Below are 14,408 nucleotides of genomic sequence, written 5' to 3' on the forward strand. Positions count from 1 at the left end.
CTTGTCAAAAGTCCCGATGATTTTTTAATTGAATATTATTCTCATTATATGTTTGCGATAATCTCTTTCGGGTATCTAACATACTAGGTTGGTTATCACCGGATCTATTCCGGTAAAATAAAATGAATAAACAAAAAAAGAAGGAGGAATATCAATGAGAGTAGTAATACCGTTTTATTCTTTGTACGGACACATTTACAAAATGGCCCAGGCGGTGAAAGAAGGGGTGGAACAAGTTGAAGGCGCAGAAGGGATAATCATGCGGGTGCCGGAAACTCTACCCGATGAAGTGATTGAAAAAATGGGAGCCATGGAAGCTCAGAAGAGTTTTCGAACCCTGCCGGTGGCAACACCCGATGATTTGGCTAATGCCGATGCCATTATCTTCGGAACCCCCACACGTTTTGGAAATATGATCGGACAAATGCGACAGTTCCTGGATTCCACCGGAGGCCTTTGGGCGGAAGGTAAATTAGTCGGGAAAGTCGGCGGTGTATTTACCAGTACCGCAACCCAACACGGTGGTCAGGAATCTACCATCCTTAGTACTCATACCACCATGCTTCATCAAGGTATGATTATAGCTGGCCTTCCCTATACGTTCCAGGGTCAAACCACCCTTGAAGAAATCAGCGGAGGCTCTCCCTATGGCGCATCCACCATCGCCGATGGCGACGGATCCCGTATGCCTTCAAAAAATGAACTGGAGGGCGCTCGGTATCAAGGCCGCTATATCGCAGGCATTGCAAAAAAACTTAAAGGATAGAAGATAAATAGCACTAAAAGGAAAAAAGTGTACCAAGGGGTCGGACCCTCTGGTACACTTTTTTACATTAAGTTAGTAAGACATTTTTGAAGAGTTATTCTATTAGCCGGTGGGGCTCGGAGCCCTGAAAACGAAAGGGAAGATCCTCGGGAATCTGAATCCAATTAATGGTCCCCACATTAAGGGTGGGAACCTGACTACCTCCGAAACGATCGCTGTGAATGTTTTCATCAAATTGGAAGGCAAAGGGCGGAGGGGTAAGGGTAAATAGGTTGATTTCTGAACGATTGAGAACGGCCTTTAGACGGCCGTCGTCCTGCCTCCAATCATCAAGGGTCCAGGTTCAGGGTTCAAACCCTTGGGTTACCTCATAACCCTGAATAAAAGCTCTTTGTTGAAACTGGGTTATGACAACGGCTTCTACTTCATCGCTTCGTTCTACGATCATAGTATATCCATATTCTCTGTCGTACCACCCGTCGACATTCAACCCGCTAGTGGAAATCACAAAAGGGTCTTCCTCTGAAAAATTCTCTGTGGGAATACCAAATACCGTTTCCTTAAGAATAGATAAATAATCGTCGTTTTTTAGATCCTGCAAGTTATAGTTTTCGTAGTCTTCAAGAATGTCCTGATAATAAAAATCCGGAGTTTCCGTAATCCCGTCATCTTCATTTACAGGATCCGTGGCAAAGGCGGCAAGGAAAGGAGAGAGAAGAAGAATGACCCCATAAACTCCCATTAACTGAAGGGAAAGCTTAGTAGAAATTTTCTTTCCGAAAAAGCGACCGAGAAAGACTATCAAGACAAGTAAAAGAATAAACGCAAAGGGTAAAATTGCATACATTATTTATTCACCTCCAGATTTTTAATCCCCAGCCAAATGAGGCCATAAAGGGCGCCAATGCTTCCGATGATTTTTATGAGCCAGAGAATGATACGGGATTCCTGAGCGTAAAACTGTATCACCCCTGCAATTCCAATATTAAAGTCGGGACCGATGAAACGGACTCCCAGGAGGCTCCCTACGATCAACAGAAGAATAAAACCGATACTACTGATGACAAAGAAGGATTGGTAACGAATTCTTAGGATTCCTAGAAAGTAAGCTGCTGCCCCAAAAAGCAGCGAGTAAAAGGTAGTGGTGATAAATAGGGATAGATAATGGAGGACGGTCATAGAATCATAGGTTGTGCCCAGGCTTGCATTTCCAAGGGCTAAACCTCCTAGAAGCTGAAGCATAGGGCCTGAAAAGACCATGGTTATTCCAATGATTACTGCATAGATCTCCAGTACCGCGATATCGGAAAAATAGGCGGTGAAGTTATTTGAGACCATATAATATTCCCGTCGTTTCTCCCCGGAAAAGCCGAAAGCCTGGATAACAATCCAAAGGACACTCATGATAAAAAGGGGAATGGGACTGATATGACGGATGCTGAGCATAAAATGTTGATCACCTATTCCTGTCATGCTACTGGAAAAAGAAAATAGATATCCCAAGGCTTGTAGGGCAATCAATTGAAAAAAGGCAAAGGAATTATGATAGAGCTTGTCTTTAAATTGTTCAAAAGCTACAGACATTTGGGAGTCCTTATGAATGATAGAGTTCATCGATACCCCCTCCTTTCCGTTGGGTTAGATACACGAAGGCATCTTCAGGACTGATCCCTTTCACAGTTAGGTTATTCATCTCATCTTCTTCTAAACTGAGGGATTCCAGGTCTTTGCTTTCTACGATGATGCGACGAATTCCTTCGCCGAAATCCTTGCGGTCGTAGATCTTTATATTTTTTTCCAGAGATTCAATCAGCTCAGGCGGCCCCTGAACTCCCTTTAGAAAAGTTTGGAATTCTTCCACATTGTCATGTTTTAACACCTTACCTTCGTGAATAAAGAGAATACTATCCAGTAATTCCTCCATTTCTCCAAGGTAATGGCTGGAGATCAGGATAATCCGGGGAACTTTGATGTAGTCTTTTAAGATCAGCTCGTATAGTTCTTTACGAACACCGGGGTCCATACCTGTAGTAGGCTCATCTAATAAAGTTAGAGGAGCCCTTGCGGATAGGGCTAGAATCAGTCGGAAGGTGCTTTTCATTCCTTTGGAAAGGTCACTGTATTTCTTTTTATCCGAAAGATGGAAATACTCAGTCATTTTTATAGCCAAACTTTGATCAAAATTCTGATAAAATCGTCTGTAGGACTCCATTAGTTCATATAGCGAGGCAGTTGTGTAAAAAGCCATCCCTTCCTCGATCAGCATCACATTTTGGGCTGCAACTATGTTTTGGAAGGCCGGCTCCTCTAATACATAGGCTTCGCCCCTTGTAGGTTTTAAAAATCCTGCTAAAGACTTGAATAACGTGGTTTTTCCTGCGCCGTTCACCCCGATTACTCCGGTAAGGGTGGGTTCCAAAATCTCAAAACTGCAACCGTTCAGTGCCTGGGTACCATTAAAATACTTCGTCAGTTCTTCGCATCGGATCATTATTGATCATCCCCCTTTGTAGATTCTCTTTGTAGATTATTTTGATAATTATTTTCCGTTTTATTATTCGAAGATTTTTGCATCTCTTTTTTTAGCATATTCATCAGTTCCTCTTCCGAAACATCCAAGAGTTTAGCCTCTGCCACCAATTCCCGGATCTGCTCGGTCAGCACTATATTTTTATGTTCTTTTTTTAAAATTTTCAAGGCATCATGGGATACAAACATCCCCAGGCCCCTTTTCTTATAGACAATGCCCTTTTCTACCAATAGGTTGAGCCCTTTTAAAGCCGTTGCCGGATTTATTTTGAAAATCTCCGAGAGTTTGTATTGAGAATAAATTTTTTCTTCGGGTTTTACCCGCTTTGAAAGAATTTCATTTTCCAACCAATCTCCTATTTGAATATAAATCGGTTCAGAACCTTCTAACTCCTTCATAAATCGTCATCCCCCTTTCCCGATGATGGCATTTTGATGGAATATTAATCTGGCATTACTAAGTTAGTGTTGTAACTTAGTATATTTCTTGGAGAAGCTTTTGTCAAGTAAAAAGTGACAGCGGGACGGAGTAACTGTCATCTAAGACAGCGCTAAAAAAATCCATTGTTATGACATAAATACTGTTGTAATGCACAGGAATGGCAAATGGTAAAATTGTCCTTTCGGCGTTAAAAGAGTCAACCTTTTGGTTGGTTTTTTCATTTGCATTTGCAGGGGACTAGAGAGATCGTACTGGTTAAAGGGGATAGACTTGACGCAGGGTAAAAGCCTGTATATTATAAAAGTAATGTAATGAATCTTCAACGTTAAAACAGCGGGTATTCTTACTGTTAAGACAAAACAAATAAAAAACAATAATCAACAAACTCTAAAAGCAAATAATGATTTAGAAGATAGCATTAAGGAGTGGATCTTATGTACCGAATAGCTATTGTTGAAGACGATCCCATGGTAGCGAAAATTCATGAACAGTTCCTTAGTTCCTTTGAAGACCTGCAACTGGTGGAAATTCTTTCAAAGGGCAGGGAAGCCAAGGATTGGTTGCTCAAAAATGATGTGGATCTGATTATATTGGATCTGTTTATTCCGGAAATGAAGGGATTGGATGTATTATTGGCTCTTAGGCAGTCAAAAAAGGAAGTGGATGTGATTGTGGTCAGTGCCGCTAAGGAAAAAGCCACCATTGAAGAGGCCCGGCATCTTGGGGTTTATGACTATTTGATCAAACCCTTTAGTTTTAATCGACTTGCCGTGTCCTTAGAAGCCTATATGGATCGTAAAAAACAGCTGGAAAAAGAGGAAATTCTCACTCAAAAGCAACTGGATCAAATGTTTTGTTTTAACACCGGCATCCCAGCCCATAAGGATCCGACAAAAAATAATGAGGGAAGTTTTACCAATACGGGAAGCAAAGAAAAAGCTTCTTTACCAAAAGCAATTCTTAAAGTGGAAGATACTAAAGGGATCCAAAAAGAAACCCTGCATTACATTGCTGAGTATTTAATGCTTTTAAAGGAAGGGAAATCCGCCGGGGAGTTAGCGGAGCATTTGGAATTGGGAAGGGTTACGATTCGCCGTTACTTGGAGTTTCTGTATGAACAGGGGCTGGTTTCCATGAGTATCGAGTACGGCAGTGTGGGACGACCGAAGTACTTGTACCGCTGGAAAAACCTTGAACAATATGAACAAAATAAACTATAATGACAAAACATTAACAAAACCTCCTGCCGAATGGTATACTTGGTTTGTGAAACATCAAACAAATTTAAGGAGGATGACTAGTAATGAAATTAATGAAAAAAATCGCATTATTACTGATCTTTTTCATGTTGGTGACGGCCTTTGTTGCCTGTAACGGAACCACCGATGAGGAGGCGCCGGAAGAGGAAAACGGAGCGGTTGACACGGAAAATGGAGAAGATGAAGAAGCCGCTGCGGAGGATCGGGAGACCGACGTAGTAATCATAGGAGCCGGCGGCGCAGGGCTTGCAGCAGCTATAGAAGCCCGAGAAGCGGGGAATGAAGTAGTAATCGTTGAAAAAATGAGTTTTGTAGGAGGAAACACACTGCGGGCAACCGGAGGTCTGAATGCAGCGGGAACTTCTCCTCAGGAAGACTTGGATATTGACGACAGTTGGGAAACCCATTATGAAGATACTATGACCGGAGGACAGGACAAAAACGACCCTGAGCTCGTAGAAATTTTAACGAAAAATGCTCCGGATGCTGTAGAGTGGTTAATCGGAATGGGAGCCGATCTGAGTGACGTTGGCCGACTGGGAGGGTCCAGTGAAAACCGAACCCACCGACCCACCGGTGGAGCCGCTGTGGGTCCTCATTTGGTAGAAGTTCTCAGAACCAATGCGGAGGATGAAGGTGTAGAAATTTTAACCAAAACCGAAGCTATTGAGATTTTAGAAGAGGACGGAAAGGCCAGTGGAGTTGTTGTGCAAAACGGAGAAGATGAATATATGATTTCTGCTAAGGCAGTAGTTGTGGCAACCGGAGGATTTGGATCAAACACCACCATGATCACGGATTACGACGAAGATTTAGAAGGGTTTGGAACGACCAATCATCCTGGAGCCGAGGGAGACGGGATTACCATGGCGCAAGACATCGGTGCGGCTTTAATCGATATGGAAGAAATCCAAACCCACCCGACGGTAAATCCTGAAGAGAACTATATGATTACCGAAGCGGTTCGAGGAAACGGTGCAATCCTGGTAAACCTTGAAGGGGAGCGGTTTGTCAACGAACTGGATACCCGTGATGTAGTATCGGAAGCAACCTTAGAGCAAACCGAGGGTTATTCTTACCTGATCTTCGATCATGATCTGCGAGAATCCTTAAGTGCCATCGAAAGTTATGTAGACCGCGGATTGGTTATCGAAGGGGAAACTTTAGAAGAATTAGCAGAGGAACTAGACATGGATGCTGAAGCGTTGGAAGACACCGTAACAAATTACAATGGTTTTGTAGAGTCAGAAGAGGACGCAGATTTCGGTAGAGAAGATCTCGAGACTACATTAGATCAAGGTCCTTACTACGCAATTGCAGTAGGTCCCGCAGTACACCATACCATGGGCGGGCTTCAAATTAACGAACGAGGACAAGTATTGAATGAAGAGGGAGACACGATAGAAGGTCTTTATGCCGCAGGAGAGACCGTTGGAGGGATCCACGGAGCTAACCGTCTAGGCGGAAATGCTCTTGCAGACCTTATGGTATTTGGTCGGCTTGCAGGACAATCCATCGGAGAAGATTTATAAAATAATATTTCAGAGTTAAAAATGGGAAGAAGAATTTTAGAAAACCAATGAAGGAATCTTCATTGGTTTTCTGTACATAAAGATCTTTTGTAATAATGGATTTTTTAAGGGAAATAGGGTAAAGTAAAGCTAGTGTTGGAAAAAATTACTTGAAAGCATGAATAGAAAAGATCCGAGTCCTGGAAAAAATAAGAAAGAATCGAAAAGAATAAAAAAAGGATGGCTGAGCAAAGGCTAGGATAAATTGTAAAACAGCTAATAATTTAGTAAATAAAGGGGTAGGTGGAATGAGAATTAAACTCCAGCAAAAAATTATAATTATCGCATTGATTACCACTTTGATTGCTCTGGGAGTATCGGGCTTAATTTCCCGAAACATTGCAAGGGAAAAATTGGTGCAGGAGATCGAAACCTCAGTGATGAATAGTGCCAGGACCGTAGCTCAGATGGAGAGCATCATTGAAGGATTAAAAGAGGAGAACCCCCGCAGGGTTCAAGATCAGGTGTCCCGGGTGCTTCTATCCTCGGACAAGATTGAGTTTATTGTAGTTACCGACTTGGAGGGTCGCCGCTATTCTCACCCGAATCCCGAAGAGATCGGGCGGTATTTTCAAGGGGGAGATGAAACCCGAGTTTTAGAAACCGGGGAGGAATACACCTCTGAAGCTCAGGGAACTTTAGGGTTTTCTGTCCGGGGGTTTACGCCGATATATAACGAAAACCAGGAACGGATCGGCATGGTGGCCGTGGGAATATTAAGCGAAAACGTACAAAACATAAGGGGCGAACTTAATTACGGTACGGTGCTTTCCATTCTTATCGGAGCCATGATGGGGCTTTTTGCAGCCTTAATTTTGTCAAGAAATATTAAAAAGTCCCTGATGGGTTTGGAGCCTATGGAAATCAGCACCCTATATCAAAAGTATCAGGGTCTTTTGGACACCGTAAGTGAGGGAATAATATCCATTGATGATCAGGGCCGGATCAACTATATCAACCAAGAAGGCTATGAGATTCTTCCACTGGAAAATCCTGATATTCAGGGAAAATCCGTGGATGAGGTGTTCCCGGGAAATCCTCTTTCCCGTACGCTTCAGGGAAAAGGATCAGAAGAACATGTAACTTGCTTTTTTCATGGGAAGGAAATTATCATGAGCACAAAACTGATAGAACATAAAGGAAAACTTTTAGGCGCCATCGGAAGCTTCAAGGATAAAAAAGATATCACCCGCTTAGCCGAGGAACTCACTGGAGCCCGGATTCTTACCGATTCCCTGCGGGCTACCACCCATGAATTCTCCAACAAACTACAGGCGATCCTAGGTCTAATTCAACTGGGAAATATCGAAGAAGCCCAGAGTTACCTCCTAGAGACCCAGGGAAAAAATGAGAGTCTTTTACAAACCCTGGGGAAAAACATTGGGAATGCAAAAATCCAAGGACTGCTCCTGGGAAAAATCCATCGCTGCCAGGAAGAGGGTGTGCAGTTGTTGATTGATGAAAAATCCTTCGTTATGGATCCTGAAATCACCACAGGGGACCACCAGTGTGTGATGACCATTGTGGGGAACCTAGTGGATAATGCACTAGAGGCTTCGGTTGTTGGCGGTTTTACAAAGGAGAAATCAGAGATCCGAGGGCATAAATTCATTCGGCTGCTTATTCAAGAATCGGAAAAGAATATAATAATCGAAGTGGAAGACAACGGTCCCGGAATTTCCCATGAAGATGCTTCAAGAATTTTTGATAAGGGCTATAGTTCCAAGGGAGAGGATCGAGGCTTTGGTCTTCATATCGTAAAAAAATGTGTGGATTCTCATCAGGGCAGTCTGAGAATAGATACATCGGAGGGGGAAGGCACCACTTTTTACATCACCCTCTCCAAGGATGACACTGGGACGGAGTAAATTTATCTCCGGAAGCTTTTCCTTTGGATATCTTTCCTCCCCTTGCCTAATATAGAGAGCTATACATTCGAATTTTCGAGTGTACGGATCCATCTTATGGGAGTTGATGAGGGCCAATAGTAAGGATAAGATCAAAGACATTATGAACGATCATGTGATTAAAGTACTGACCAGCACAGACCAGCAGGAGGTAGCGAAAATTCTTCAAGAACTGGACCTATTAGCGGTACCTGTAGTGGATAAGGAAAACCATCTAATGGGGCTCGTCTCTTTTGATGATGCCATGGATATCCTGGAAGAAGAACTGACCGAGGATATTTATGATAAGGCAGGACTTGCAAGTATGAATAAAAAAGAATTCTCAAGGAGTGCGAAGTTGATTGACGGTTCCTTCTTTCAAATCTGGTCGGTTAGACTCCCCTTTTTAGTTATTACCTTAATCGGTGGAGTTACCACAGGATTGATTGCAAACATCTGGCAACCGGTGGAAGGGCTGGGAATTGACGTGGGACAGTCCCTGGGATTGACTATGACCATCGCAACAACCTTTGGATTTTTAATCCCCTTTATGCTGCAAAAGTTTAATATTGACCAGGCAGCAGGAGCCGACCCCATTATTACCACCATCAAGGATATCTCCGGACTGATCATTTACTTTTTCTTAGTATCCCATTTCTTAGGGCATTTGATGTAGGATCTTGAATTGAAATTGTATAAATTATTGGATTAAAACACCGCGCCAACCTTCGGGTTGGCATTTTTTAGGTTTTAAGGAAGTATAGAAGAAAAGACCAAGCGGCATTCTAGGAAAGAGGCATGTTTTCTAAAGCAAGTAGAAGGATAGGCAACTTTAAAAAACTTCGTATTAAAGGAAAAAGAAATATGATAGACAATAAGAATAAAATAAAACGGTTTCCTATAAATGTAAAATAGTGGAGATGACAAAAACTCCGTCAGGCTGCGTAAAAACGCTGATGTTATAATTATCAACAGCTATATATAGTTGAACATTAAATCATGGATTCAACATATAGTATATAAAATTTGTAACAAAACAGTTTTTACGCAACCTGCCGTCCCGCTGTCATTTTTTATAATAAAGCCTCTGGGATGACCCTGGGGCTCTTTTGAGCGAAGGTTATTTTTAGAGGATAAAAGCAAGCAACTGCTTAAAAAGAATCATGAACTTTAGAAAAACATGAAAGTTTAATGGATGAGCGAAGGAATAGATGGTAAAATGAGATAAGGATAAAAAAAAGATGACAAAAACACCGTCCCACTGTCATCTTTGTTAATAAATCCCACTAGGAGGCCATCCCGATGATAAGAGAAATAATTGAGTGGATCAAAACTATTGTAGTATCAATTCTTATAGCATTATTGATTACGACCTTTGTTAAACCCACCATGGTTCAGGGCCAATCCATGGAACCGACCCTATGGGAAAATGATCTGTTAATCATAAATCAACTCCTATATAACAGGGATGAACCAGGACGAGGGGACATTGTGGTATTTGAATCCAATCAGTTGGACGAAGACGGAAAACCAAAACTCTTTATTAAAAGGGTTATCGGTCTTCCGGAAGAGGAGATCACCATAAGCGACGGAAAGGTATATATCAACAACGACATCTTAAGCGAGGATTATCTTGCGGAGGAATACACCCATGGAGATATCAAGGAAATAATTCCTGAAAACAAAATTTTTGTTATTGGCGATAACCGAAGCAGCAGTCTCGACAGCAGAAGCCCGGAAATCGGAATCATCGATTTTGAGGATATTGTTGGTCAAGCGGTTATGAGGTTGTATCCCTTTGAGGGTCTCGGAAAAATTGAGTGAAAGATGACAGCGTGACGGAGTTATTTTCATCTGGCCCGTTGTCTTTCTCTTTTTCAGAACCATTGATTAGCCTATTTCAATACCGTATAAATTCAAAGTGGTTTGAATAAACTTCTGCTTCAACTCTTCCATACCGTAGACTTCCAGTAAAGTTATCGCTTTATTTAAGCTATCCATATAACAGTCGATGCCAAGTTGATATTCGGCAATCCCTTTTCTGTAGAATAATTGCGGTAAGGAATATAAAATATGGTTGGTAGTAGCGAATTCGATGGCTTTAGAGGTGATTTCAATAACTGACTCATAGTTATCGTCAGTGTGATTATTATACGCTAAATTATACATTAGTTTTAATTTCATTCTGTCATTCGTCACAGTTTTTATGTTGAAAATATCGAGCCGCTCTAAGCAAGTATTAAGTATTAGGGTGCTACTTTCGGTATCACTAAGCTCTCTTTTGATTACACCTAGTAATAGCAATAAACTGATGTCAAAGTAATTTAGTGGATAATCAGGGAGATTTTCTATCGTAAAAGTTTCTTCAATAGAAAGTGTCAAAGCTTCGATTAATAATATTTCCGCATTTACATAACTTTCATGATGTGATTCAAAATATTCACCGATAGCTTCTAAATATAGTTTCAGTTTTAGTGGTTCATCAGAATTAAATAACTGGAAAACCCTTTTGTTTTTTTCAAGAAAGACATGGATTTCCTTAGAAACCGATGCAAACTTTTCGATATCATTGGATGTAATCATTTCATTAACTTTTTGGATGTAGGCCATTAAACTCTGATCACTTTTCATGTGTGCCAACAGTTCTAATAAATCCACCTTATAGGCTTTAGAAAGCAACTGCAAGGTTTCATATTTAGGAATTACCGATCCGTTCTCGATCTTTCTGAGTCCGTCCTCATGAATGCCCACAAGCTTTCGAACATCACTTTGGGTATAACCACAGGATTTTCTGATTCTTTTCAGTGTCAGACTATAGTCTTTTAAGTCATAGGTATCAAACATAGGCAGCCTCCTGTTACCCCGACTCCAATCGGGTTGTAATCTTCTGTGATTATTATATCATGTATATAAAGAAAATTCTAAATAATTACTAGGAGGAATTCCAATGAAGAAATTAAAAATTTCTGTATCGATGCTGGTTATAGGGACATTACTTTTATTCAGTGCGAGCCATGCTTTTGCAGATTTTAATATTAGTCCCAATGGCGAACGGGACATTCCAGCTCTTTTTTCCTATGAGGTAGAGAAGTAGCAAGGGTAAACATATTAAACCCGAATTAAACCCGATGAATAAAATTGATGATAGAACATATAACATAGTACTCCACATTTTTGATAAAAAGTTACTTTGGTGGGGTAAGGAGGACAGCCGGTGACTTTAAAAGAAGTGTTGGAAGAACAAATCAAATCCAGTCAGAATGATATTTCCTTTTATGAGGAACAACTCAAAAGGCTTCCGAAGGGCACCTTCCATTCCATTATCATAAATGGTAATAGAGTGAACTATTTAAAGGATTATGATGACCGGGGAAAAAGAGTTGAACGAACTGTTGATGAAGAGGAGTTAGAAATTGTTAACAGACAGCTTCAAATGAGAAATCAAATAGAACAATGGTTGCATGAGCTGAAGGAAGAGATTGAAGCTGCTGAAAACACAATTCATTATATACGCAAAGATAATAAATAGGTGCTATTTGTTTAGGAAGAGCCTGTGGGAGGTTCTTTCTTTGGCTTAAAAAATTTGGAAACCTCATGTTTTCCGTAAGGGAAGGTCAAAGTAATAATTATTTAAGGGATGACGGAGGTGTTTTGATGGAGAGGTACGAGAATCAAAATGATATTCAAAGAAATTTTCAAACCTCGGTTTTAGAGCACGCCTTAAATTCGATCAGTTTCCGATGCGAGGAACAGGATAATCATCCGGAGCAAGTGGAATCTTACAGTATTGCTATTGGAAAAGCAATGAACATGAGTTATAAGGATCTAAAAAACCTAGCCAAAGCGGCAAAACTCCATGATCTTGGGAAGACATTTATCGATCAGGGAATTTTAAATAAACCCGGAAAACTTACCGTAGCGGAAATGGAAGCGATAAAAAAACATCCTGAAATCGGGTATAGGCTATTAATAACGGATATTAGATATAAAAAACTGGCGAAATGTGTTCGACATCATCATGAACGTTGGGACGGTCTAGGCTATCCGGGGGGATTAATGGGCGGAGAAACACCACTTTTTTCAAGGATTATTGCGGTAGCTGATGCCTATGATGCAATGACCACGAACAGAGTGTATCAAAAAACAAAAAGTCAGAAAGAGGCTGTTCAGGAAATCATTGAGAACTCCGGCACCCAGTTTGATCCAACAATTGTAGAGGTTTTTGTAGGAAAAGTTCTGTTAAGTGCTCGAACTTCGTATACAAATAAGAAGTAAGCTCCTGTGAAGGAGCTATTTTTATATTGAAAAGCATGTTGCCGAGGCAATGGTTAAAAAGAAAACCTTATACTTAGTTAACGTGACAGCTGGCGAAGTTGCTGTCATTTTATTTTCAAATTGTAAATAATGGGTATAAAATTGTTAAACTGAAAAAAGGAAAAGCTGTCTACTTTCTGAGCATCAAGGGGTTTTTTTATATTAGTGGAATAAAAAGAAATAGTAATTTTGAGAGGAGTAAGACCATGAACACGAAAAAAATCGTCGGAGAAGCAGCAGCGGAATTGCTTCAAGATGGTATGACCGTAGGCTTGGGTACTGGTTCAACGGCTTATTGGGCCATCGTAAAAATCGGAGAGCGAGTAAAACAAGGTTTAAAAATCAAAGCCATTGCCACTTCAAAGAAATCGGAAACATTGGCGATGGAGTTAAATATTCCGATGGTAAGTTTTTCGGAGATTGATGCCTTCGATACTACAATTGACGGAGCCGATGAAGTGGATCAGGATCTAAATTTGATCAAAGGTGGAGGCGGAGCCTTACTCAGAGAAAAAATCATTGCAGCGGCCAGTAAGAAACTGATCGTTATAGTAGATGAAGGTAAGCTGGTAAAAAAGTTAGGCTCCTTTCCTCTACCTGTGGAAGTGATCCCGTTCGGTGTAGAAAATACAAAAGCTAAAATCGAGAACCTGGATTGCAAAACAGAAATTAGAATGACCGATGATAACCATTGATTTGTTACCGATAACGGAAATTACATCCTAGACTGTAAATTTCCAGTGATAGAGAACCCGAAAAATCTTAGTCAGGAACTGAACGGGATCCCTGGGGTCGTAGAAAATGGCCTGTTCATCGGATGTGTTCATAAATTAATTGTGGGCTTAAGTAACGGGAAGTTGGAAATAATTGAAACAGCCGAGTCTTGAATAAAGGGCATTTAGCCGCTGTAGTTATGTCTCAAGATGGAAATATTCAGAGGCGGGGAATCACTGATCAGGTCGTTGTGGGTGTTGCTATTAAATACAATGATGTTGCAATGATTTTCACTATGGAAGTTCATTAAATGTATGGGGGCAAGAGCAATGGAAAAAGAAGAATATTTACAGCAAAGAATTAATGAATTCTGGGAAGGGTTTTTATCAAAAACCGGGAGATCCGAGGACACCAAATATATTGAGGTGTTTCATTTCGAGCTGTCGGAAAAGTGGGCCAATGAGTTACTGCGTTTAGTGTTAATAGGGCAAAAGAAAGCTACGGCCAGCAGTCTATTCAGCTTTGAATTATCAGGAGAGCCTATACCGAAAGTCGGAGATTTGAGCATCGTTACGAACTGGGAGGGTGACCCGAAATGTGTAATTGAAACCACCGCTGTAACCATTCTCCCTTTTTCTGAAGTTACTTATGATATTGCAAAGCGCGAAGGGGAAGATCAAACATTAGAATCTTGGCAAAAAGGACATATCAAATATTATAAAAAAGAAGGGGAAATAATAGGTTATGAGTTTAACGAGGACCTTCCTATAGTATTTGAAGATTTTAAAGTGGTATACCAAGTAAAAGATTCGTAATTGAGACATTTGTTCGCGTGATTGCCTTCGCCTCGATAGAAAATAAATTTAGGGGAACTGAAAAGGGGTGGAAGAATATCTAATGGGAAAATACAAAAATCAAGAAGACGGA

15 protein-coding genes and 1 pseudogene are annotated in these 14,408 nt (G+C 40.8%); 11 read left to right on the forward strand and 5 right to left on the reverse strand.

From position 1 onward, the window contains the following. Positions 1-154 precede the first annotated feature (154 nt). The gene (wrbA, locus tag ISALK_RS00950; protein ID WP_160718362.1) at positions 155-766 is read left to right on the forward strand and encodes an NAD(P)H:quinone oxidoreductase; all 612 of its coding nucleotides are present in this window, start codon (positions 155-157) and stop codon (positions 764-766) included. 343 nt (positions 767-1,109) lie between these two features. Here wrbA and ISALK_RS00955 read toward each other — a convergent pair whose 3' ends face one another. Genes ISALK_RS00955 through ISALK_RS00970 form a run of 4 tightly spaced genes read right to left on the reverse strand, consistent with a single transcriptional unit; the run spans position 1,110 to position 3,694 of the window. Beyond that, entirely contained in the window at positions 1,110-1,613 is a 504-nt protein-coding gene (locus tag ISALK_RS00955) for a hypothetical protein (protein ID WP_160718363.1), read from the reverse strand. Beyond that, a complete protein-coding gene (locus ISALK_RS00960) occupies positions 1,613-2,380 on the reverse strand; it encodes a hypothetical protein (RefSeq protein WP_160718364.1) in 768 nt (255 codons plus the stop codon). Before ISALK_RS00960 ends, ISALK_RS00955 begins: the two co-directional genes overlap by 1 nt. After that, the gene (locus ISALK_RS00965; protein WP_160718365.1) at positions 2,361-3,257 is read right to left on the reverse strand and encodes an ABC transporter ATP-binding protein; all 897 of its coding nucleotides are present in this window, start codon (positions 3,255-3,257) and stop codon (positions 2,361-2,363) included. Before ISALK_RS00965 ends, ISALK_RS00960 begins: the two co-directional genes overlap by 20 nt. Next, positions 3,257-3,694 carry a GntR family transcriptional regulator gene (locus tag ISALK_RS00970; protein WP_160718366.1) on the reverse strand — a complete coding sequence of 146 codons (438 nt, stop codon included), beginning with the start codon at positions 3,692-3,694 and terminating at the stop codon, positions 3,257-3,259. Before ISALK_RS00970 ends, ISALK_RS00965 begins: the two co-directional genes overlap by 1 nt. 477 nt (positions 3,695-4,171) lie before the next feature. Between ISALK_RS00970 and ISALK_RS00975 the strand changes: the two genes are divergently transcribed. The 5 genes from ISALK_RS00975 (at position 4,172) to lepB (ending at position 10,277) form a co-directional block, all read left to right on the forward strand. Next, a complete protein-coding gene (locus ISALK_RS00975) occupies positions 4,172-4,957 on the forward strand; it encodes a response regulator transcription factor (protein ID WP_160718367.1) in 786 nt (261 codons plus the stop codon). 83 nt (positions 4,958-5,040) lie between these two features. After that, entirely contained in the window at positions 5,041-6,528 is a 1,488-nt protein-coding gene (locus ISALK_RS00980) for a flavocytochrome c (protein ID WP_236660214.1), read from the forward strand. A 287-nt stretch (positions 6,529-6,815) separates the two neighbouring features. Then, on the forward strand, positions 6,816-8,435 hold the full coding sequence (locus ISALK_RS00985) for an ATP-binding protein (RefSeq protein WP_160718368.1): 1,620 nt from the start codon (positions 6,816-6,818) through the stop codon (positions 8,433-8,435). Positions 8,436-8,541: 106 nt separating this feature from the next. Further along, entirely contained in the window at positions 8,542-9,129 is a 588-nt protein-coding gene (locus ISALK_RS00990) for a magnesium transporter (protein ID WP_160718369.1), read from the forward strand. A gap of 626 nt (positions 9,130-9,755) precedes the next feature. Beyond that, on the forward strand, positions 9,756-10,277 hold the full coding sequence (gene lepB, locus ISALK_RS00995) for a signal peptidase I (RefSeq protein WP_160718370.1): 522 nt from the start codon (positions 9,756-9,758) through the stop codon (positions 10,275-10,277). Positions 10,278-10,343: 66 nt separating this feature from the next. Here lepB and ISALK_RS01000 read toward each other — a convergent pair whose 3' ends face one another. Continuing rightward, a complete protein-coding gene (locus tag ISALK_RS01000; protein WP_160718371.1) occupies positions 10,344-11,297 on the reverse strand; it encodes a helix-turn-helix domain-containing protein in 954 nt (317 codons plus the stop codon). Positions 11,298-11,400: 103 nt separating this feature from the next. Between ISALK_RS01000 and ISALK_RS01005 the strand changes: the two genes are divergently transcribed. The 5 genes and pseudogenes from ISALK_RS01005 to ISALK_RS01025 all read left to right on the forward strand — a co-directional run bounded on the left by ISALK_RS01005 (position 11,401) and on the right by ISALK_RS01025 (position 14,296). Then, a complete protein-coding gene (locus ISALK_RS01005; protein WP_160718372.1) occupies positions 11,401-11,547 on the forward strand; it encodes a hypothetical protein in 147 nt (48 codons plus the stop codon). 120 nt (positions 11,548-11,667) lie between these two features. Continuing rightward, positions 11,668-11,982, forward strand: a complete 315-nt coding sequence (locus ISALK_RS01010; protein ID WP_160718373.1) for a hypothetical protein — start codon at positions 11,668-11,670, stop codon at positions 11,980-11,982. Between the two features lie 125 nt (positions 11,983-12,107). Next, positions 12,108-12,728, forward strand: coding sequence for an HD-GYP domain-containing protein (locus ISALK_RS01015; RefSeq protein ID WP_160718374.1), 621 nt, complete (start codon positions 12,108-12,110; stop codon positions 12,726-12,728). 245 nt (positions 12,729-12,973) lie between these two features. Further along, a pseudogene (rpiA, locus tag ISALK_RS01020) lies at positions 12,974-13,654 on the forward strand (ribose-5-phosphate isomerase RpiA). A 156-nt stretch (positions 13,655-13,810) separates the two neighbouring features. After that, positions 13,811-14,296 carry an ASCH domain-containing protein gene (locus ISALK_RS01025; RefSeq protein WP_160718375.1) on the forward strand — a complete coding sequence of 162 codons (486 nt, stop codon included), beginning with the start codon at positions 13,811-13,813 and terminating at the stop codon, positions 14,294-14,296. The last annotated feature ends 112 nt before the right edge of the window (positions 14,297-14,408 follow it).

It is taken from the genome of Isachenkonia alkalipeptolytica, assembly GCF_009910325.1.
In the GTDB taxonomy this organism is placed as follows: domain Bacteria; phylum Bacillota; class Clostridia; order Peptostreptococcales; family T1SED10-28; genus Isachenkonia; species Isachenkonia alkalipeptolytica.

What these genes read in the sequence shown, in the direction of transcription:
- ISALK_RS00965 (WP_160718365.1), bottom strand. Translation starts at nt 3,257, where the DNA reads ATGATCCGATGCGAAGAACTGACGAAGTATTTTAATGGTACCCAGGCA.
- ISALK_RS00990 (WP_160718369.1), top strand. Translation starts at nt 8,542, where the DNA reads ATGAGGGCCAATAGTAAGGATAAGATCAAAGACATTATGAACGATCAT.
- ISALK_RS00955 (WP_160718363.1), bottom strand. Translation starts at nt 1,613, where the DNA reads ATGTATGCAATTTTACCCTTTGCGTTTATTCTTTTACTTGTCTTGATA.
- lepB (WP_160718370.1), top strand. Translation starts at nt 9,756, where the DNA reads ATGATAAGAGAAATAATTGAGTGGATCAAAACTATTGTAGTATCAATT.
- ISALK_RS00975 (WP_160718367.1), top strand. Translation starts at nt 4,172, where the DNA reads ATGTACCGAATAGCTATTGTTGAAGACGATCCCATGGTAGCGAAAATT.
- ISALK_RS01025 (WP_160718375.1), top strand. Translation starts at nt 13,811, where the DNA reads ATGGAAAAAGAAGAATATTTACAGCAAAGAATTAATGAATTCTGGGAA.
- ISALK_RS00980 (WP_236660214.1), top strand. Translation starts at nt 5,041, where the DNA reads ATGAAATTAATGAAAAAAATCGCATTATTACTGATCTTTTTCATGTTG.
- ISALK_RS00985 (WP_160718368.1), top strand. Translation starts at nt 6,816, where the DNA reads ATGAGAATTAAACTCCAGCAAAAAATTATAATTATCGCATTGATTACC.
- ISALK_RS01005 (WP_160718372.1), top strand. Translation starts at nt 11,401, where the DNA reads ATGAAGAAATTAAAAATTTCTGTATCGATGCTGGTTATAGGGACATTA.
- ISALK_RS01015 (WP_160718374.1), top strand. Translation starts at nt 12,108, where the DNA reads ATGGAGAGGTACGAGAATCAAAATGATATTCAAAGAAATTTTCAAACC.
- wrbA (WP_160718362.1), top strand. Translation starts at nt 155, where the DNA reads ATGAGAGTAGTAATACCGTTTTATTCTTTGTACGGACACATTTACAAA.
- ISALK_RS00960 (WP_160718364.1), bottom strand. Translation starts at nt 2,380, where the DNA reads ATGAACTCTATCATTCATAAGGACTCCCAAATGTCTGTAGCTTTTGAA.
- ISALK_RS01000 (WP_160718371.1), bottom strand. Translation starts at nt 11,297, where the DNA reads ATGTTTGATACCTATGACTTAAAAGACTATAGTCTGACACTGAAAAGA.
- ISALK_RS00970 (WP_160718366.1), bottom strand. Translation starts at nt 3,694, where the DNA reads ATGAAGGAGTTAGAAGGTTCTGAACCGATTTATATTCAAATAGGAGAT.